This is a genomic window from Enterobacter sp. Ag1 (assembly GCA_000277545.1).
Taxonomy (GTDB): domain Bacteria; phylum Pseudomonadota; class Gammaproteobacteria; order Enterobacterales; family Enterobacteriaceae; genus Cedecea.
Genome location: AKXM01000006.1, coordinates 14,526 through 32,392, shown reverse-complemented (window position 1 = coordinate 32,392; position 17,867 = coordinate 14,526). Strand labels below are relative to the sequence as shown.

The following is a 17,867-nucleotide window of genomic DNA, read 5'->3' as shown; positions in this document are numbered from 1 at the left end:
GGGGGACAGGACGTTCATCCATTTGTTGTCTTCGGGAGTAGGAAATGAAGCCTTTTTTGCGCTGGTGTTTCGTTGCGACAGCTATCACGCTGGCCGGATGCAGCAACTCTGCCTGGCGTAAGAACGAAGTATTAGCGGTGCCATTGCAGCCTACGCTGCAGCAGGAAGTGATTCTGGCACGCATGGAACAAATACTTGCCAGTCGGGCTTTAACCGATGACGAACGCGCACAGCTTTTATATGAGCGCGGAGTGTTGTATGATAGCCTCGGTCTGAGGGCTCTGGCGCGGAATGATTTTTCACAAGCGCTGGCCATCCGTCCCGATATGCCTGAAGTATTCAATTACTTAGGCATTTATTTAACGCAGGCAGGCAATTTTGATGCTGCCTATGAAGCGTTTGATTCTGTACTTGAGCTTGATCCAACTTACAACTACGCGCACTTAAATCGCGGTATCGCCCTCTATTACGGTGGTCGTTATCGTTTAGCGCAAGATGATCTGCTGGCGTTTTATCAAGACGATCCCAACGATCCTTTCCGTAGCCTGTGGCTCTATATTGCTGAACGCAATTTGGACGAAAAACAGGCCAAAGTGGCGCTACAACAGCGTCTCGAGAAATCGGATAGAGAGCAATGGGGATGGAATATTGTCGAGTTCTACCTGGGCAACATTAGCGAAAAAGAGCTAATGGAACGCCTCAAGGCGGACGCAACGGATAACACCTCGCTCGCTGAGCATCTCAGTGAAACCAACTTCTATTTAGGTAAGTACTACCTAAGTCTGGGGGATAAGGACAGCGCCAAGGCACTGTTCAAGTTAGCGGTTGCTAACAACGTACACAACTACGTTGAGCATCGTTATGCATTGTTGGAATTAGCGCTCTTGGGCCAGGAGCAAGACGACCTGGCAGAATCGGACCAGCAATAGCTGACGAACAACGATCGTCCCATAAACTTTTTAACTAAAGTCATCACCTTCACGGGTGAGGGCGTTTTTGTTCGTTAATCAATCAAATTTGAGCCGGTTCACACTTTTCAATGAAAATTGCAGATCAATTTCACGATGAGTTACGTAGACTGGCCGCCATCAACGAGGCACATGTACTACATGACTGATATCATCGAAACCACTTTTTCTGATCTGGGGCTGCACGCCTCCATCATTCAGGCCCTGAACGATCTGGGCTACGAAAAGCCATCACCTATTCAGGCTGAGTGTATCCCACACCTGCTGAATGGCCGCGACGTTCTGGGTATGGCCCAGACCGGTAGTGGTAAAACCGCAGCGTTCTCTCTGCCGCTGCTGAACAACCTCGATCCTGAGCTGAAAGCACCGCAAATCCTGGTGCTGGCCCCGACCCGCGAACTGGCGGTTCAGGTTGCTGAAGCCATGACGGATTTCTCTAAACACATGCACGGCGTGAACGTTGTTGCCCTTTACGGCGGTCAGCGTTATGACGTGCAGCTGCGCGCTCTGCGTCAGGGACCACAGATTGTTGTGGGTACCCCAGGGCGTCTGCTTGACCACCTGAAACGCGGCACTCTGAACCTGTCCGGCCTGAAAGGTCTGGTCCTGGACGAAGCAGACGAAATGCTGCGTATGGGCTTCATCGAAGACGTTGAAACCATCATGGCGCAGATCCCGGCTGAACATCAGACCGCGCTGTTCTCTGCCACCATGCCGGAAGCGATTCGTCGTATTACCCGTCGCTTCATGAAAGATCCTCAGGAAGTGCGCATTCAATCCAGCGTGACTACTCGCCCGGACATCAGCCAGAGCTTCTGGTCTGTTTATGGCATGCGTAAAAACGAAGCGTTGGTTCGTTTCCTGGAAGCAGAAGACTTTGATGCGGCGATTATCTTCGTTCGTACCAAAAACGCGACTCTGGAAGTGGCTGAAGCGCTGGAGCGTAGCGGTTATAACAGCGCCGCGCTGAACGGTGACATGAACCAGGCGCTGCGTGAGCAGACCCTGGAGCGCCTGAAAGATGGTCGTCTGGATATCCTGATCGCCACCGACGTTGCGGCCCGTGGCCTGGACGTGGAGCGTATCAGCCTGGTTGTTAACTACGACATCCCGATGGACTCCGAGTCTTACGTTCACCGTATCGGCCGTACCGGTCGTGCTGGCCGTGCTGGCCGTGCGCTGCTGTTCGTTGAGAACCGCGAGCGTCGCCTGCTGCGCAACATCGAACGCACCATGAAGCTGACGATTCCTGAAGTAGAACTGCCAAACGCAGATCTGCTGGGTGAGCGTCGTCTGGCTAAATTCGCCGCTAAAGTTCAGCAGCAGCTGGAAAGCAGCGATCTGGATCTGTACCGTGGCCTGCTGGCAAAAATTCAGCCTTCCGCTGAAGAAGAGCTGGACATCGAAACGCTGGCTGCAGCATTGCTGAAAATGGCTCAGGGTGAACGTCCTCTGATCCTGCCACCAGATGCACCGATGCGCCCACGTCGCGAATTCAAAGAGCGTGACGATCGCTTCGAACGTCGCGGCGACCGTAATGACCGTGGCCCACGTGGCGACCGTCCAGAGCGTGGTGGTGAAGATCGTCCGCGTCGCGAACGTCGTGATGCTGGCGATATGGAACTGTACCGCATTGAAGTGGGCCGTGATGATGGTGTTGAAGTGCGTCACATCGTTGGCGCTATCGCTAACGAAGGCGACATCAGCAGCCGTTACATCGGTAACATCAAGCTGTTCGGGACCCACTCCACCATCGAGCTGCCGAAAGGCATGCCGGGTGAAGTTCTGCAGCACTTTACCCGCACTCGTATTCTGAACAAGCCGATGAATATGCAGCTGCTGGGTGACGCGCAGCCTCGTCCAGAGCGCAGTGGCGAACGCCGTGGCGGTCGTGACGGCGGTGGCCGTGGCTTCGGCGGCGAGCGTCGTGAAGGCGGTCGTGGTCCACGTCGCGAAGGCGCTGGTGCCGGTGCTGGCCGTAGCTTCAGCGGTGAACGCCGTGAAGGTGGTCGTGGCCCGCGTCGCGAAGACGGAGCTGCAACCGCACGCCGTCGTTTCGGTGATGCATAATTGACCTATAATCTGCCGTATTATTTTTAAACGGCAGTGATAAAAGCCCCGGTTATTGCAATCGGGGTTTTTTTTATCCCTTTTGTACTCATGTACTGGTACAATGAACCGCATAAGACAATTTCGTCGTGCTCAGTTTTTCAGGGATTCGATATGACAACGTTAACCGCCCCCGGCACAAAGCCTTCATTAATTGGCGGGGTGATGATCATCGGTGGGACAATCATTGGTGCAGGGATGTTTTCGCTCCCGGTGGTGATGTCGGGGGCCTGGTTCTTTTGGTCGCTGGCTGCGCTGGTCTTCACCTGGTTCTGCATGCTGCATTCCGGGCTGATGATCCTGGAGGCGAACCTGAACTACCGCATCGGCTCCAGCTTCGACACTATCACTAAAGATCTGCTGGGGCGCGGCTGGAACGCGATCAACGGCCTGTCGATTGCGTTTGTGCTTTATATCCTGACTTACGCCTATATTTCTGCCAGCGGCTCCATCCTGCATCATACGTTTTCAGAGATGTCGCTGGACGTGCCGGCTCGTCTGGCGGGGCTGGCTTTTGCGCTGGCTGTGGCGTTTATCGTCTGGCTGAGTACCAAAGCGGTTAGCCGCATGACGGCCATTGTGCTTGGTGCGAAAGTCATCACTTTCTTTCTGACCTTCGGCAGCCTGCTTGGGCACGTCACGCCAGTAACGCTATTTAACGTGGCGGAGAGCAATGCCTCCTACACGCCCTATTTATTAATGACGCTGCCGTTCTGCCTGGCCTCTTTTGGCTATCACGGCAATGTACCTAGCCTGATGAAGTATTACGGCAAAGATCCTCGCACCATTATTCGCTGCCTGGTTTACGGCACGCTGATGGCGCTGGGGCTGTATACTATCTGGCTGCTGGGAACGATGGGGAATATTCCACGCCCTGAGTTTATTGGCATCGCGGAGAAGGGCGGCAACATTGACGTGCTGGTGCAGGCGCTGAGCGGCGTGCTCAACAGCCGAAGCCTGGATTTGTTACTGGTGGTGTTCTCGAACTTTGCGGTGGCGAGCTCATTCCTCGGCGTCACGCTGGGGTTGTTCGATTACCTGGCGGATCTGTTTGGGTTTGACGATTCCTCACTGGGGCGTTTGAAAACGGCGCTGCTGACTTTCGTCCCGCCGATTGTCGGCGGCCTGCTGTGGCCGAACGGCTTCCTGTATGCGATTGGCTATGCGGGACTGGCGGCGACGATCTGGGCGGCCATTGTCCCTGCGCTGCTGGCGAGAAAATCACGTAAACGCTTCGGCAGCCCGAAATTCCGCGTCTGGGGTGGCAAGCCGATGATTGCCCTGATTCTGATCTTTGGCGTGGGTAATGCGCTGGTACACATCCTGTCTACCTTCGACGTCCTGCCGGTTTATAAATAAATACTAACGGGCCCTCCGAGCTGAGAGGGCCCCACACCACGTTAGCCTAAAAGCTCTTCTTTCACCTGCATGGCCAAATCGAACGAATGTAAGCGCGCCTGGTGATCGAAAATCTGGCCGTTAACCATAATTTCATCCGCTTCAGTTTCGCGCAGAACGGACTCCAGGCCGTGGCGCACCTTCGCTTTATCCCCCACCAGAGACATGCTCAGTGCCTGCTGAACCCCATATTGCTCAGAGGCAGACCAAAGCTGGTGCATATTCTCCACCGGTGGCGGAAGCTGCCCGGTTTCACCGCGACGGAGGCGAACAAAAGCCTGCTGCATGGAAGTAAACAGGAACTCGGCATCGCGGGTGCTGTCTGCCGCCACGATATTGATGCAGACCATCGCGTAAGGTTTTGCCAGCCGCTCGGACGGCTTGAAGTTTTCACGGTAGAGCTGCAGCGCCCGGAACAGCATATCTGGCGCAAAGTGCGAGGCAAAAGCAAACGGCAGGCCCAGCTGTGCCGCCAGTTGAGCGCCGTACAGGCTGGAGCCTAATAGCCAGACCGGTACCTTTTCGCCATAACCCGGCACGGGGCGTACATGCGGGTTCGGATCGCGGGCATCAAACCAGTCCACCAGCTCAGCAACATCCCGGGGGAAGTTATCCACGTCGCCGCTCATATGGCGTCGCAGCGCCCTCATGGTCGGCTGATCGCTGCCCGGCGCACGACCAAGTCCGAGATCGATACGCCCCGGATAAAGCGCATTGAGGGTACCGAACTGCTCGGCAATCACCAGCGGGGAATGGTTCGGCAGCATCACGCCGCCGGAACCTAAATGCAGCGTGGTGGTATTCGCGGCCAGGTAACCAATCAGCACCGAGGTTGCCGCGCTGGCAATACCGACCATATTGTGGTGTTCCGCCAGCCAGTAGCGGTGGTAGCCGCGTTTTTCGGCCAGCCGGGCGAGATCCAGAGAGTGGGAAAAAGCCTCCTGCGCCGACGAGCCTTGAGGGATCGGCGCTAAATCCAGCACCGAGAAAGCAACATTTTTGTCAGTCATAACCGCTCACTTTAGTTACAGCGTAGTCATCAGATTGAAGGTCTTCTTCCAGCCTGGCGCAGGAATACCGCGCCGGCCAGAAAAGCTGCACTTTTAATAGTGCATTAAACGATGACCAAATTTGTTAACAAAGTGAGCTATTATCAGGCCCGAAGCTCCAGCCCGGCGATGCGTCGCCAGTAGCCGTTACAGTCGCTGCGGTTGGCCAGCGGCAGCGGTGCGCTACCGTTCTCATTAGCGCGGAAGGCGTTCAAAATATCCAGCGTCCCTAAGCCCATGGGGGACAGCCGAACAATATCCACCAGCCCTTTCATCGACGTCAGCTCATTGCCGAGGTTATAGACATAGCCGCTCATGGTCTGAATGCCGTTCAGCACAAAGACCTGCTGCTGCTCCTGAGAGCGCATATCCCGGCCATTGGGGTACTTAATGCAGCACGTTTCGCATTCGTCCTTAGCGCGGTCTTCGGAGCGGGCGGTAAAGCAGCGGGCGGAATAAGCCAGCGGCAGATGGCCATAGCTCAGCACTTCCACTTCGAATTTGTCACGAATGCCGAGCTCATCGCACTGGTTGAGCATATTGGCTAACCAGTCGCGGGAAAGCTCGACCGGCATACACCAGCGCGTCATGCCCTGTTTTAATAACAGGCGCAGCGTCACGGCGTTGTAGCAGTTGAGCGCATGCCCGGCGACAAACGGCAGTTTGCGTTCGGCGGCCATATTCACGCTGCCGATATCATTGGCTTCAATCAGAAAGTCGCCGTTTTCTACATAGCGCTTCAGTTCCCCCAATTCTGACGGAGCCTGCACCAGCGCCAGCGTGGAAAGCACCACCTGCTTGCCCTGGCCTGCGAGCATTTTCGCCATATCCAGCCAGTCGCTAACTTTGGTTGCCCGGCGCTTGCTGCATACCGCTTCGCCCAGGTAAATCACATCGGCCCGGCTTTTCGCCGCGGCCTGATAAAACTTTTCCAGCGTCTCTTTTGGCCAATAGTAAAGCACCGGCCCTAATGAATATTTCATGCTTTTCCCTACTGCCATTTGCGGTGATAGGCACCAAGCGTTGTTTGCGTGCCTTCGGCCATAGATCCTAGGGTCTCCATCCAGGTAGGTTGGGCCTGGTAGCCTTTGGGATCGGCCATACAGCGATCGATAGCCTGGCGCCAGACTTTTGCCACCTGAGTCACATAAGCCGGACTGCGCTGGCGGCCCTCGATTTTCACCGACGCAATATTGGCGGCGAGCAGCTCCGGCAGCAGTTCGAGCGTGTTAAGGCTGGTGGGTTCTTCCAGCGCGTGGTAAGGCCTGTCGTCAACCAGATAACGCCCTTTGCAGAGGGTGGGATAGCCCGCATTTTCGCCGTCTTGATAGCGGTCAATCAGCACGTCGTTGAGACGGGACTCCAGCCCCTGGGACGTCTGCTGCCAGCGCACAAAGCGAGCGGGAGAGCAGGCACCCACGGTATTGGGCGACTCGCCGGTAAGGTAAGACGAAAGATAGCAACGCCCTTCCGCCATAATGCACAGGCTGCCAAAAGCGAAGACTTCCAGCGGTACCGGCGTGACGCGAGCGAGCTGTTTGACCTGATGAATAGAAAGCACGCGCGGGAGCACCACGCGGGCAACATCGAAGTGGCGATGATAAAACCGGATCGCTTCTTCATTGGTGGCCGAAGCCTGCACCGATACATGGCGCTCGATGTGTGGATAGCGCTCAGCGGCATATTCCAGCATGGCTAAATCTGCCAGGATCAGCGCATCGGCACCCAGTTGGGCGGCCATATCAACCGCCCGCTGCCAGCGGGAGTAGCCGTCCGGGTGGGCAAAAGTATTGATGGCAATATGCAGCTTACGGCCGCGAAGATGCACGTAGCTGACGGCTTCCTGCAGCTTTTTCTCGGTGAAATTAAGACCGGCAAAATGACGCGCATTGGTATCATCTTTCAGGCCGATGTACACCGCATCTGCACCGTTATCGATGGCCGCTTTCAACGCCGGAAGGTTTCCGGCCGGGCAAAGCAACTCCATATTTTATCCTGAATCATAGGGGGCATGAATACGTGCCCGCGCTGCACAGGGACGGGCAGCATAATTGTTAACGAACCGGAATTTTAGTTAACCTGTCGGCGACAATTTTTGATTTGGGGCAGAGAAAGGCGTATTGCTTAGTGTAGCCGCCGCCAATTCGGCCCCGCAGCAACCTGCGGAATTGTTGATTTGGCGCGCCATCGGGAATTGTCGTTATGGCAAAATAGCGACAAATCTTTTAAAGGAGTTAAACCCGTGTTCGAAAAACTGCGTTCTCGCCTGGTTCAGGCTGGTCCTTCTTTGCTGCGGGTTCCGGTCAAGCTAACCCCTTTTGCCGTTAAGCGTCAGGTCCTGGAGCAGGTGCTGGGCTGGCAGTTCCGTCAGGCGCTGCAGGATGGCGAGCTGGACTTTCTGGCAGGCCGCTGGCTAAGTATTGAAGTACGCGATCTGGGCCTGAAGTGGTTTACTTCCGTTGAGGACAATAAGCTGCTGGTGTGCGACGATGCACCTGCAGATGTGAGCTTTAGCGCTGAGGCCAACGATCTGTTGCTGATCGCCGCTCGCAAGCAGGATCCTGATACCCTGTTTTTCCAGCGTCGTCTGGTCATTGAAGGCGACACGGAACTCGGGTTATATGTGAAGAATCTAATGGATGCCATTGAGCTGGATGCCATGCCTAAACCGCTGCGCATCCTGCTATTACAGCTGGCTGATTTTGTTGAGGCGGGTTTGAAACACAACGCCGCCCCTGAAGGTAATTCGATAGGTGAGCCATGTTAATTCGTGTAGAAATTCCCATTGATGCACCCGGCATCGACGCGCTGCTGCGCCGTTCCTTTGAAGGTGAGGGTGAAGCTGAGCTGGTGAAAGCACTGCGGGAAGACGGGCTGTTAACGCTGGGTCTCGTCGCCACCGACGATGAAGGGCAGGTGATTGGCTACGTGGCCTTCAGCCCGGTCGCTGTAGAAGGCGAAGAGCTGCAGTGGGTGGGGCTTGCACCGCTGGCGGTAGATGAGTCGGTTCGCGGGCAGGGCATTGCCAAACAGCTGGTATACGAAGGGCTGGATTCTCTGAATGAGTTTGGCTATGCCGCCGTGGTCACGCTGGGTTCGCCGGAGATGTATGGTCATCTTGGCTTCCAGCCTGCGGCCCGTTACGATCTGCGCTGCCGCTGGCCTGGCACCGAAGCGGCATTCCAGGTTCATCCGCTGGCGGATGATGCCCTGAACGGCGTCAGTGGCCTGGTAGAATATTCTGACCACTTCAACACCGTTTAGCGAGTTTCCCCTTGAAGGCTTGTCAGCAGGTCTTCAAGGGCTACCTTGCCCACTACCAGCCGCTCTTTCTCGGCCTTGCTCAACTGTTTAATTCGGTATTCGGCCCGCAGCGCCAGCGACCGGTTGCCCACCACCTGACTAAATACCAGATCCAGCTCCCCCTTGCCGCGCAGCGCCTTGGCTCCTTTCCCTGACTGATGCTGGGCAAAGCGGCGAGCTACGTCGGTGGTGATGCCGGTATAAAGGCGGTTATCGGGGCAGCGAATTAAATAGAGATACCAGGGAGTCATAGGGCGGGCGCATAATTAACATTTGTCGCAGAGTAACACTGTTCAGGATGACGATGGAATCACTCAATGCCATCAGCCGCTGGCTGACAAAACAACATGTTCTCAGCTACTGCGTGGGCAGTGGGCACTCGCTTTGGTGCGCGAACGCGTTTTACGTTTTCGACCCTGAACGCGTGGCCTTTTATCTGTTGAGCGAGACTTCATCCCGCCACGGTGAGCTGATTGGGGAGCAGGCCCCGGTCGCCGGGACGATAAACGGCCAGCCCAAAACCGTGGCGCTTATCCGGGGCGTACAGTTCCGGGGGGAAATTCGTCTGCTGGCGGCAGAAGAAGCGGCTGACTTTCGTATTCGCTACCTGAAGCGTTTCCCGATAGCCAAAGTCATGTCGGCCCCGATGTGGGAAATTCGGCTCGATGAGATAAAAATGACGGACAACACGCTCGGCTTCGGGAAAAAGCTACACTGGCTACGTGACGAGTAAATTCATTCTCAGGAGGCAGTATGAGTCGTGTTCTGATCGTCGGCGCCACGGGGCTTGTGGGCGGCCATTTACTCCGCCTGCTTAGTCAGGACTCGCGCGTTACCTCGATTGTGGCACCCACCCGCCGTCCGCTGCCGGTAGCGCTGAACAAGGTTGTTAATCCACACGATCCACAGCTGTCAGACGCGTTCGCGCAGGTCACGGAACCGGTTGATACGGTCTTTTGCTGCCTGGGTACAACACTTCGCGAGGCCGGCAGCAAAGAGGCGTTTATCCTGGTCGATTACACACTTGTCGTGGACGCCGCTCTCACGGGCCAGCGGCTTGGGGCAAAACAGATGCTGGTGGTCAGCGCGCTGGGCGCGAACAGCCGCTCGCCGTTCTTCTACAACCGCGTGAAGGGTGAAATGGAAGATACGCTGATAGCGCAAACCTGGCCGCGTCTGACTATTGCCCGTCCCTCAATGCTGCTGGGACATCGCCAAACCCGTCGCTTAAACGAAGTCGTCATGCTGCCGATTTTTAAAATGCTGCCCGGCAATCTCAAAGCCATTGAATCGCTGGACGTGGCAAAAGCCCTGCTTTTTGAAGCGTTCAACCCCGTTCGGGAAGGAGTAACTATTGTTAATTCTGCCGAACTACGAGAACGCGCTCAGTACTATGCCGTGGAGTAATTGTTCCAGAGAGCTTATGTGGCATTATTTACGTTGGTTTTGTAAATAAAAGCCACATTATTACATGGCTTTTTAATAGCAAAGGCATGCCGCTCAATAAACTATTGAGAAGATAACTGTCAGGTGTTAAAGGCTAAATATTAAAAGGACTGCAGGTAATCAATATATCCTTTGGCGCTATTTTCCAGCTGCTGGGCGGAAACTTCATATTCAGCCCCATAAAATGCGTAGAAGGGCTGATAATCCGCTTCGACATATTTCGCGGTCATTTCAAACGGCAGAAGTATTTCCTGTAACGAATGCTGATAGCGCCCATCACGAGAAAAATCCTCCTCTTTGATACCGGCGCTTACCGCCAGCGCGAACTTACGGCCTCTGAGCTTATGCCCGCTGGTAGAGCCGTAGGCCCAGCCATAGGTAAAGACCTCATCCAGCCACTGCTTTAACAACGGTGGGCTGTTAAACCAGTACAGCGGGAATTGCAGAATAATTTTATCGTGCTGTTCAATCAGTTTCTGCTCCCTTTCCACATCAATAACACCATCTGGATAAGCCTGATAAAGATTGTGGATTGTATATAACTCTGGATGAGTTTCTAATTCGCTTACCCAACGCTTATTAATTTTAGACTCATTAATATTCGGATGAATAACAATAATTAACGTCTTCATGGTTTATTCCTCTTGAGGTGTTTGTCCGTTGGCATTTATTTGATGTTTGCATCATAGGAGGCTTTAAATTAAAGTACAATACTGTCATTGTTGATATGTACTATACCAAAGGATAGTGTTATGAGCGAAAAGGCTGTGCCGGATTCTTGCGCATTTATGGGCGACACGGGCTTTGCCTACACGCTGTCGCTGGTGAATGGGAAATATAAAATGATCATTCTCTATGCGCTGGCTGAGCATAAGCCGGTGATTCGCTTCAACGAGCTCAAGCGCAGCATTGAGACTATTTCGTTCAGAACCCTGAGCCTGACGCTGAAAGAGCTGGAGAATGACGGGTTGATTATCCGGAACGAATATCCGCAAATTCCACCCAAGGTAGAGTACAGCCTTTCAGAGCGTGGTAAGTCGCTGATCCCGGTTTTGGATATGATGTGTGAATGGGGAAACGTGCATCGTCATGATGTGCTGCAGTGAAGCTTCCCGCCGGCTATCGGGAAGCCTGATTTAACGCAGATGATGAACGACCTGGTTACTGCTGCCTCGCCAGATAAGCGCCGGGTCTTTTAAATCCTGAACAAACTTACCGTCCACCAGCACGTTGATTAACGCTACCACTTCCTGCTGTGCGGCGTTCAGTTCATCAATCTTATATCCCGTCCACACCCAGATGTCCTTGCCCGGGCATTCAGTACGCACGCGCTGCACCAGCTTTAGAATCTCGGGCACGTTCTGCGGATGCAGCGGATCGCCGCCCGAAAGCGAGATTCCCTGGCGCTTAACGCGGGTGTCGTTCAGGTCGGTAATAATGCGATCGGCCATTTCTGCGGTAAACGGCATGCCCGAATTTACGCGCCAGGTGCTTTTGTTGTAGCAGCCGGGGCATTCATGCACGCAGCCTGAGACAAACAGCGTGCAGCGAGTGCCGGGGCCATTGACGATGTCGACGGGGTAGTACTGGTGATAATTCATTTTCGCATCTCAATTGACGCCATAGCTGCCTCACTCACCCCGGCCCTCTGTCACAGGAGAGGGAGAAAACCAGCGCGCGGCGTAAGTATTTACACAGACAGTTCCCTCTCCCCTTAGGGGAGAGGGTTAGGGTGAGGGGAGTTCGCTTTATGGCTTAACCGATCTGCCCGTTGCCCAGGTGCTTCACGCGGCGCTTAACTTCTTCCTGCTTGCCGGCGTTAAACGGACGTGCGTCCGGGCTGCCGAGATAACCGCATACGCGGCGGGTAACCGACACGCGCGCCGCATCGTGGTTACCGCATTTCGGGCAGGTAAAGCCCTTGCTGGTACATTCGAACTCGCCGGTGTAGCCGCACTCGTAGCATTCATCGATTGGCGTATTGGTGCCGTAGTAAGGCACGTGCTTGTAGCTGTAATCCCACACATCTTCCAGCGCCCGCAGGTTGTGCTGGATGTTCGGGTACTCGCCGTAGCAAATGAAGCCGCCGTTAGCCAGAGGTGGGTAAGGTGCTTCGAAGTCGATTTTGTCGTAAGGATTCACCTTTTTCTCCACGTCGAGGTGGAAGCTGTTGGTGTAGTAGCCTTTGTCGGTAACGCCAGGAACGACGCCGAACTCAGCGGTATCCAGACGACAGAAGCGGTCGCACAGGTTCTCACTTGGCGTGCTGTAGAGGCTAAAGCCGTAGCCGGTTTCTGCCTTCCAGCTGTCGGTGGCTTCGCGCAGACGAGCCACGATAGCAACAGCTTTCTTACGCAGGGCTTCGCTGTCATACACGTGCTGATTACCGAACAGGGCGTTCACCGTTTCGTGGATGCCGATGTAGCCCAGGGAAATGGACGCCCGGCCATTTTTAAAGATCTCAGACACGTCGTCGTCGGCCTTCAGGCGCACGCCGCAGGCGCCTTCCATATAGAGGATCGGGGCCACTCGGGCTTTGACGCCTTCCAGGCGGGCAATGCGGGTCATCAGCGCTTTACGCGCCAGCAGTAAGCGTTCGTCCAGCAATTTCCAGAAGGTGGCTTCATCCCCTTTGGCTTCCAGCGCAATGCGCGGCAGGTTCAGGCTGATCACGCCGAGGTTGTTACGCCCGTCGTGGATCTGCTCGCCGTTTTCTTCGTATACGCCGAGGAAGCTGCGGCAGCCCATTGGCGTTTTAAACGAGCCGGTGACTTTCACCACCTGATCGTAGTTAAGGATGTCCGGGTACATGCGTTTGGACGCGCATTCCAGTGCCAGTTGCTTAATGTCGTAGTTGGCGTCGCCGAACTTATGGTTCAGACCGTCCTGGATCGCAAAGACCAGTTTTGGGAACACCGCGGTCTTGCGATTTTTACCCAGGCCGGCGATGCGGTTGCGCAGAATAGAAGTCTGGATCAGGCGTGATTCCCAACGGGTACCGAGGCCAAAACCAAAGGTGACAAACGGCGTCTGCCCGTTGGCGGTATGCAGGGTATTCACTTCGTATTCAAGGGACTGGAAGGCGTCGTAGCACTCCTTCTCGGTGCGGGAGTGAGCATATCCCTCCGCGTCGGGGATCTGCCACTCTTCAGCAATTTTACGGTGCTTGTTAAAGCTTTCGGTCACAAACGGGGCCAGCACTTCGTCAATGCGGTTGATGGTGGTTCCGCCGTAAATATGGCTGGCAACCTGGGCGATGATCTGCGCGGTAACCGCCGTTGCGGTAGAAATGGATTTTGGCGGTTCGATCTCGGCGTTACCCATTTTAAAGCCGTGGGTCAGCATACCTTTGAGATCGATAAGCATGCAGTTGAACATCGGGAAAAACGGAGAGTAGTCGAGATCGTGATAGTGAATATCGCCGCGCTCGTGCGCGAGCACCACGTCGCGCGGCAGCAGGTGCTGCTTGGCATAGTGCTTGGCGACGATCCCGGCCAGCAGGTCGCGCTGGGTAGGAATCACTTTACTGTCTTTGTTAGCGTTCTCGTTGAGCAGGGCGGAATTAGTCTGCTCAACCAGGCCACGAATTTCCTGGTTCAGGCGGCCACGCTTCTCGCGCTCAATATCGCGGTCATGGCGATACTCAATATAGGCGCGCGCCAGCTGCTTGTAGTTTCCGGCCATGAGCTGGTTTTCTACGGCGACCTGGATCTCGCCGATGTCGACCTGGCTGCGACCGGCCATCTGCTGACTGACGATATCTGCGACGGTGGCGCAATAGTCCGCGTCATCGACTCCCGCTGCTTTAGCTGCACGCAGAATGGCTTCTCTGATGCGCTCTGAAGTGAAAGGTACCTTGCACCCGTCTCTTTTCATCACATGCGGTGTCATGATTTCTCCGTTTATTTTTAGGTTATCCACAAATGTAGGGGGATCTCCGGGAGCTCGTAGCCAGTTGTCCTGTCAAAATTTCCCGAAAGTTGGCCCTTTTTATCCACAGATAATCCCCAAGCTTATCCTGAGGGCGTTGTCGTTATAATAGTCGATGAATACAACATGTAGGGCCGGGATGCATTCTAAGTTCTATATATAGTGATTTGCATCAAACATGTTTGCGATTTTATTGATTCAGAACAAAGTAAATCGGGGGCGGTAGAAACGGCGGGCGTTGTCTATGGGAGGGAAATTATCCGATTAATTTTTCGTATAAATATTCTACAAACACCCGAGTCTTTGGCGGGATTTTTCCTCCGGCATACTTCACCCAGAGCTGCTGCGGCTCGGGGGCTGAACCCTGCAAAATCGGCACTAACTTGCCTTCGGTGATGGGACGGGTGAGATACCAGTCGGCGAGATAAACGATCCCCATGCCGGACAGCGCGGCATCCATCAGAGAATCCGGCGAGGTGGAGATAAACCAGGCTGAAGGCTCATCAAACAGTGTTTCGTTATTCATCCATTGCTGAAGGCGCCCGGTGCCGGAGTTGCGGTGGATGAGGCAGCGATGCTTCGCGAGATCTTCCGGCGTTTGTGGCGTTCCGTGTTGAGCTAAATATGCCGGTGACGCCGCCGTAATCATTTTCGAGGTATACAGCTCGCGCGCCACCACGCGGTTATCTCTTACCGTGCGGTGGCCGATGGCCACGTCAATGCGCTCGCCAATGAGGTTGACGCTGCGGGCTTCCATCGACATCTCAAAGCGAATCAGCGGATAGCGCCGCTGGAATTCGGCCAGGATCGGCATCAGGCAGTGGCGGCCAAAGCCAGGGATCACGCTGACGCGCAGCAGCCCCGAAGGTTCCGCCCCCGGATTAACCAGCGCCTGGTTCAGCGCCTGCCACAGCGGAGCGACCTCTTCACGCAGCGCAGTCCCTTCTTCGGTCAGTACCACAAAGTGCGTATTGCGCACAAAGAGCACGATGCCCAGCCGCAGTTCAAGCTGACGTATGCTTTTGCTCACCGCCGCGGGCGTAATGCCCAACTGACGGGCTGCCTCGGAAAAACTCTGGCAGTCTGCCGCCGCCAGAAAAGCGGGAATGAGCCGATGAACGTCAGCGGAAAGCATCATACTTGTAACCTTTGGTTGAAACAGATGTGCCATGTTATGGACTACAGGTAAGCCCTGTCATCTGAAAAGATAGCCTCATCCCAAAAATGAGGTCTGAAAGATGAATAAAATATTAGTGCTGGCGGCACATCGTGCCCCTGAAGAATCCCGTATTAACCGCGCTGGCGTTACGGCCCTGAAAAGCATCGCAGGCGTCACCGTGCACGAACTTAAGCGTGAGTACCCGGATCATCAGATTGACGTTGAGCGTGAACAGGCGCTGCTGGTGGAACATGACGCGATTGTGCTGATGTTCCCGTTCTGGTGGTACAGCTCCCCGGCGATCCTCAAAGACTGGCAGGATCAGGTGCTAACCTTTGGCTTTGCCTATGGGACTAACGGCACCGCGCTGCACGGCAAAAAGCTGATGGTCATGACGTCGACGGGCGGCCAGGCGGAGGCTTATCGTGCAGAAGGTGCTAACCGCTACACGGTGGAAGAGCTGCTGCTGCCGTTCCACGCGATGGCGAATAAGACCGGTATGATCTGGCAGGCACCTGCGCTTATTCAGGGGGCGAATACAATTACGGAAGCGCTGATCGACGAAGGCGTCAACGGCTGGCTGAGCCGGGTTCAGGCGTTGAAAGGGTGATTTTTATTCTCACCCCGCAGGGGGGAAGGGGGATAAACAACGGGCAAAACAGTACTCAATCTATCCCCTCTCCCTTTAAGGGAGAGGGTTAGGGTAAGGGTCGGAAGCGGCATTGGGGATTAAGCCAGCGTCCTGGACTAACGCTTAATCCAGTACACCGCCTCAAACGGCCTCAGGCTCATCTCCGCAGGTTTAGGGGCGGCATCAGCGTAGTTACTCATCAGTACTTCCCATTCACCTTCGTGCCCTTCCAGCTGCAGCCATTGCGCCTCTGCGCTAAGGTTTGCGGCAACTACCAGCGTCTGGCCTTCATGTTGGCGGCTGTAACTCCACACCAGCGGGTGCTCCGGCAGCAGATCCTGATAATTCCCCCAGGTCAGCACCGGCTCTGCCTTACGCAGCTTGATCAACTGCTGGTAGGTATAGAAGACCGACTCTTTGTCCTCCAGCGCCGCTGCGGCGTTGACCGTCTGGTAGTTATCGCACAGGCCAATCCACGGCGTGCCTTCGCTAAAGCCGGCATTACTGCCCGCATCCCACTGCATCGGCGTGCGGCTGTTGTCGCGTGACTTACTGGCAAGAATAGCCATCAGCGTGTTGCTGTCGCGTCCAAGGGTTCGCAGCTCGGCAAACATATTCAGGCTTTCCACGTCGCGGTACTGATCGATGCTGGAGAAATGCGGATTGGTCATCCCAATCTCTTCCCCCTGATAGATGTACGGCGTGCCTTGCATGCCGTGCAGCACCATCGCCAGCATCTTCGCGGAGGTGGTTCGCAGCTCGCCTTCGTGACCAAAACGGGACACGATGCGCGGCTGGTCGTGGTTACACCAGAACAGCGCGTTCCATGCCACGTTGTGCATACCCTGCTGCCAGTGGTTGAAGATTGACTTCAGCTCCACGTAGTCAGGTTTTGCCAGCGTCCATTTCTCACCGCCAGGATAATCCACCTTGAGGTGATGGAAGTTAAAGGTCATCGACAGCTCGCTGCCGTCGAGAGCGCCATATTTCTGGCAGTTATCCAGCGAGGTGGAGGACATCTCGCCGACGGTCATCAGGCCGAGCGGCTTAAAGGCATCGCGGCTGAATTCCCGCAGGTACTCGTGAACCCGTGGGCCATCGGTGTAAAAACGACGTCCATCCCCGCCGTTCACGTCATTCGGGAACGTCTGGTCTTTTGAAACCAGGTTAATTACGTCGAGGCGCAGGCCGTCTACGCCGCGGTTGGCCCAGAACTCGCAAACCTGCTTCAGCTCGGCGCGAACCGTCGGGTTTTCCCAGTTAAGGTCTGCCTGCTCAGGCGCGAAAAGATGCAGATAGTATTGCCCGGTTTCCGCCTGCCACTGCCAGGCGTTGCCGCCAAACTTCGAACGCCAGTTATTCGGCAGAATATCCGGCGTGCCGTCGCGCCAGATATAGAACTCGCGGTACGGGCTGTGTTTATCCTGCGCCTGCTTGAACCAGTCGTGCTCCGTGGAGGTGTGGTTAAACACCATATCGAGCACCAGACGAATACCGCGCTGGTGGGCTTCGGCCACCAGCAAATCAAAATCTTCCAGCGTGCCGTAGGTCGGATCTATCGCGCAGTAGTCAGCGACGTCGTAGCCGTTATCTATCTGAGGCGACACATAAAACGGCGTCAGCCAAATGGCATCAACACCCAGCGTTTTGAGGTAATCCAGACGCCGAATCACGCCCTTCAGATCGCCGGTCCCGCTGCCGGTCGTGTCCTGGAAACTCTTCGGGTAAATCTGGTAGATGACGCCGTTCTGCCACCACGGAGGAGTGATATTCATAGCGAGTTCCTGCTAGCTGAAGGGGCGGAATTGCCCCATAAACTGATGACAAACTTCTGGCAGTAGAAAGAACCGTAAGTGCCATCAAAAATAAACAAG

The 17,867-nt window shown here is 55.0% G+C and carries 19 protein-coding genes; 10 read left to right on the top strand and 9 right to left on the bottom strand.

Annotation, left to right across the window (positions count from 1 at the left end; genetic code table 11):
* The first annotated feature begins 44 nt into the window (after window positions 1-44).
* The 4 genes from nlpI (at window position 45) to mtr (ending at window position 4,436) form a co-directional block, all read left to right on the top strand.
* Entirely contained in the window at window positions 45-929 is an 885-nt protein-coding gene (gene nlpI / locus A936_RS03710) for a lipoprotein NlpI (RefSeq protein WP_008454770.1), read from the top strand.
* A gap of 110 nt (window positions 930-1,039) precedes the next feature.
* On the top strand, window positions 1,040-1,117 hold the full coding sequence (gene yrbN / locus A936_RS23390; protein WP_099458804.1) for a protein YrbN: 78 nt from the start codon (window positions 1,040-1,042) through the stop codon (window positions 1,115-1,117).
* The gene (locus A936_RS03705) at window positions 1,110-3,038 is read left to right on the top strand and encodes a DEAD/DEAH family ATP-dependent RNA helicase (protein WP_008454769.1); all 1,929 of its coding nucleotides are present in this window, start codon (window positions 1,110-1,112) and stop codon (window positions 3,036-3,038) included. Before yrbN ends, A936_RS03705 begins: the two co-directional genes overlap by 8 nt.
* A gap of 153 nt (window positions 3,039-3,191) precedes the next feature.
* Complete coding sequence (mtr, locus tag A936_RS03700; protein ID WP_008454767.1) at window positions 3,192-4,436, top strand: tryptophan permease; 1,245 nt, start codon at window positions 3,192-3,194, stop codon at window positions 4,434-4,436.
* 41 nt (window positions 4,437-4,477) lie between these two features.
* Here the strand turns inward: mtr and A936_RS03695 are convergent, their stop codons facing one another.
* The 3 genes from A936_RS03695 to ubiU form a co-directional block, all read right to left on the bottom strand.
* Entirely contained in the window at window positions 4,478-5,485 is a 1,008-nt protein-coding gene (locus A936_RS03695; RefSeq protein ID WP_008454765.1) for a luciferase-like monooxygenase, read from the bottom strand.
* A gap of 143 nt (window positions 5,486-5,628) precedes the next feature.
* Complete coding sequence (locus A936_RS03690) at window positions 5,629-6,507, bottom strand: U32 family peptidase (RefSeq protein ID WP_008454764.1); 879 nt, start codon at window positions 6,505-6,507, stop codon at window positions 5,629-5,631.
* Between the two features lie 8 nt (window positions 6,508-6,515).
* The gene (gene ubiU, locus A936_RS03685; protein WP_008454763.1) at window positions 6,516-7,511 is read right to left on the bottom strand and encodes a ubiquinone anaerobic biosynthesis protein UbiU; all 996 of its coding nucleotides are present in this window, start codon (window positions 7,509-7,511) and stop codon (window positions 6,516-6,518) included.
* Between the two features lie 255 nt (window positions 7,512-7,766).
* On the opposite strand from ubiU, the gene ubiT reads away from it, so the two are divergent.
* Complete coding sequence (gene ubiT, locus A936_RS03680) at window positions 7,767-8,291, top strand: ubiquinone anaerobic biosynthesis accessory factor UbiT (protein ID WP_008454762.1); 525 nt, start codon at window positions 7,767-7,769, stop codon at window positions 8,289-8,291.
* Window positions 8,285-8,788, top strand: coding sequence for a GNAT family N-acetyltransferase (locus tag A936_RS03675; protein WP_008454760.1), 504 nt, complete (start codon window positions 8,285-8,287; stop codon window positions 8,786-8,788). The genes ubiT and A936_RS03675 overlap by 7 nt, the downstream gene beginning before the upstream one ends.
* Here the strand turns inward: A936_RS03675 and A936_RS03670 are convergent.
* Window positions 8,785-9,078: a GIY-YIG nuclease family protein gene (locus A936_RS03670; RefSeq protein WP_008454758.1), complete on the bottom strand. Its 294-nt coding sequence runs from the start codon at window positions 9,076-9,078 to the stop codon at window positions 8,785-8,787. The genes A936_RS03675 and A936_RS03670 overlap by 4 nt on opposite strands.
* Before the next feature lie 53 nt (window positions 9,079-9,131).
* Between A936_RS03670 and A936_RS03665 the strand changes: the two genes are divergently transcribed.
* Window positions 9,132-9,560, top strand: coding sequence for a YhbP family protein (locus A936_RS03665; protein ID WP_008454756.1), 429 nt, complete (start codon window positions 9,132-9,134; stop codon window positions 9,558-9,560).
* 20 nt (window positions 9,561-9,580) lie between these two features.
* Window positions 9,581-10,234, top strand: a complete 654-nt coding sequence (locus tag A936_RS03660; protein ID WP_008454746.1) for an NAD(P)H-binding protein — start codon at window positions 9,581-9,583, stop codon at window positions 10,232-10,234.
* Window positions 10,235-10,374: 140 nt separating this feature from the next.
* Here the strand turns inward: A936_RS03660 and A936_RS03655 are convergent, their stop codons facing one another.
* Complete coding sequence (locus A936_RS03655; RefSeq protein WP_008454745.1) at window positions 10,375-10,905, bottom strand: NAD(P)H-dependent oxidoreductase; 531 nt, start codon at window positions 10,903-10,905, stop codon at window positions 10,375-10,377.
* 120 nt (window positions 10,906-11,025) lie between these two features.
* Here A936_RS03655 and A936_RS03650 point away from each other — a divergent pair, with 120 nt between their 5' ends.
* The gene (locus tag A936_RS03650) at window positions 11,026-11,379 is read left to right on the top strand and encodes a winged helix-turn-helix transcriptional regulator (protein ID WP_008454744.1); all 354 of its coding nucleotides are present in this window, start codon (window positions 11,026-11,028) and stop codon (window positions 11,377-11,379) included.
* 30 nt (window positions 11,380-11,409) lie between these two features.
* On the opposite strand, the gene nrdG is transcribed toward A936_RS03650, so the two are convergent.
* From nrdG to A936_RS03635, 3 genes are all read right to left on the bottom strand, one after another.
* Complete coding sequence (gene nrdG / locus A936_RS03645) at window positions 11,410-11,874, bottom strand: anaerobic ribonucleoside-triphosphate reductase-activating protein (protein ID WP_008454741.1); 465 nt, start codon at window positions 11,872-11,874, stop codon at window positions 11,410-11,412.
* Window positions 11,875-12,028: 154 nt separating this feature from the next.
* A complete protein-coding gene (nrdD, locus tag A936_RS03640; RefSeq protein WP_008454740.1) occupies window positions 12,029-14,164 on the bottom strand; it encodes an anaerobic ribonucleoside-triphosphate reductase in 2,136 nt (711 codons plus the stop codon).
* Window positions 14,165-14,459: 295 nt separating this feature from the next.
* On the bottom strand, window positions 14,460-15,341 hold the full coding sequence (locus tag A936_RS03635) for a LysR family transcriptional regulator (RefSeq protein ID WP_008454738.1): 882 nt from the start codon (window positions 15,339-15,341) through the stop codon (window positions 14,460-14,462).
* A 100-nt stretch (window positions 15,342-15,441) separates the two neighbouring features.
* Between A936_RS03635 and A936_RS03630 the strand changes: the two genes are divergently transcribed.
* Complete coding sequence (locus tag A936_RS03630) at window positions 15,442-15,972, top strand: NAD(P)H-dependent oxidoreductase (protein ID WP_008454730.1); 531 nt, start codon at window positions 15,442-15,444, stop codon at window positions 15,970-15,972.
* A 137-nt stretch (window positions 15,973-16,109) separates the two neighbouring features.
* On the opposite strand, the gene treC is transcribed toward A936_RS03630, so the two are convergent.
* The gene (gene treC / locus A936_RS03625; protein ID WP_008454729.1) at window positions 16,110-17,768 is read right to left on the bottom strand and encodes an alpha,alpha-phosphotrehalase; all 1,659 of its coding nucleotides are present in this window, start codon (window positions 17,766-17,768) and stop codon (window positions 16,110-16,112) included.
* Between the last annotated feature and the right edge of the window lie 99 nt (window positions 17,769-17,867).

Excerpts from the sequence above, each read along its gene's own strand:
- yrbN (WP_099458804.1), top strand. The coding sequence starts at position 1,040 with ATGAAAATTGCAGATCAATTTCACGATGAGTTACGTAGACTGGCCGCC.
- A936_RS03670 (WP_008454758.1), bottom strand. The coding sequence starts at position 9,078 with ATGACTCCCTGGTATCTCTATTTAATTCGCTGCCCCGATAACCGCCTT.
- A936_RS03655 (WP_008454745.1), bottom strand. The coding sequence starts at position 10,905 with ATGAAGACGTTAATTATTGTTATTCATCCGAATATTAATGAGTCTAAA.
- A936_RS03690 (WP_008454764.1), bottom strand. The coding sequence starts at position 6,507 with ATGAAATATTCATTAGGGCCGGTGCTTTACTATTGGCCAAAAGAGACG.
- A936_RS03675 (WP_008454760.1), top strand. The coding sequence starts at position 8,285 with ATGTTAATTCGTGTAGAAATTCCCATTGATGCACCCGGCATCGACGCG.
- A936_RS03705 (WP_008454769.1), top strand. The coding sequence starts at position 1,110 with ATGACTGATATCATCGAAACCACTTTTTCTGATCTGGGGCTGCACGCC.
- A936_RS03695 (WP_008454765.1), bottom strand. The coding sequence starts at position 5,485 with ATGACTGACAAAAATGTTGCTTTCTCGGTGCTGGATTTAGCGCCGATC.
- A936_RS03635 (WP_008454738.1), bottom strand. The coding sequence starts at position 15,341 with ATGATGCTTTCCGCTGACGTTCATCGGCTCATTCCCGCTTTTCTGGCG.
- mtr (WP_008454767.1), top strand. The coding sequence starts at position 3,192 with ATGACAACGTTAACCGCCCCCGGCACAAAGCCTTCATTAATTGGCGGG.
- A936_RS03650 (WP_008454744.1), top strand. The coding sequence starts at position 11,026 with ATGAGCGAAAAGGCTGTGCCGGATTCTTGCGCATTTATGGGCGACACG.
- A936_RS03630 (WP_008454730.1), top strand. The coding sequence starts at position 15,442 with ATGAATAAAATATTAGTGCTGGCGGCACATCGTGCCCCTGAAGAATCC.
- treC (WP_008454729.1), bottom strand. The coding sequence starts at position 17,768 with ATGAATATCACTCCTCCGTGGTGGCAGAACGGCGTCATCTACCAGATT.
- nrdG (WP_008454741.1), bottom strand. The coding sequence starts at position 11,874 with ATGAATTATCACCAGTACTACCCCGTCGACATCGTCAATGGCCCCGGC.
- nrdD (WP_008454740.1), bottom strand. The coding sequence starts at position 14,164 with ATGACACCGCATGTGATGAAAAGAGACGGGTGCAAGGTACCTTTCACT.
- A936_RS03660 (WP_008454746.1), top strand. The coding sequence starts at position 9,581 with ATGAGTCGTGTTCTGATCGTCGGCGCCACGGGGCTTGTGGGCGGCCAT.
- ubiU (WP_008454763.1), bottom strand. The coding sequence starts at position 7,511 with ATGGAGTTGCTTTGCCCGGCCGGAAACCTTCCGGCGTTGAAAGCGGCC.
- A936_RS03665 (WP_008454756.1), top strand. The coding sequence starts at position 9,132 with ATGGAATCACTCAATGCCATCAGCCGCTGGCTGACAAAACAACATGTT.
- nlpI (WP_008454770.1), top strand. The coding sequence starts at position 45 with ATGAAGCCTTTTTTGCGCTGGTGTTTCGTTGCGACAGCTATCACGCTG.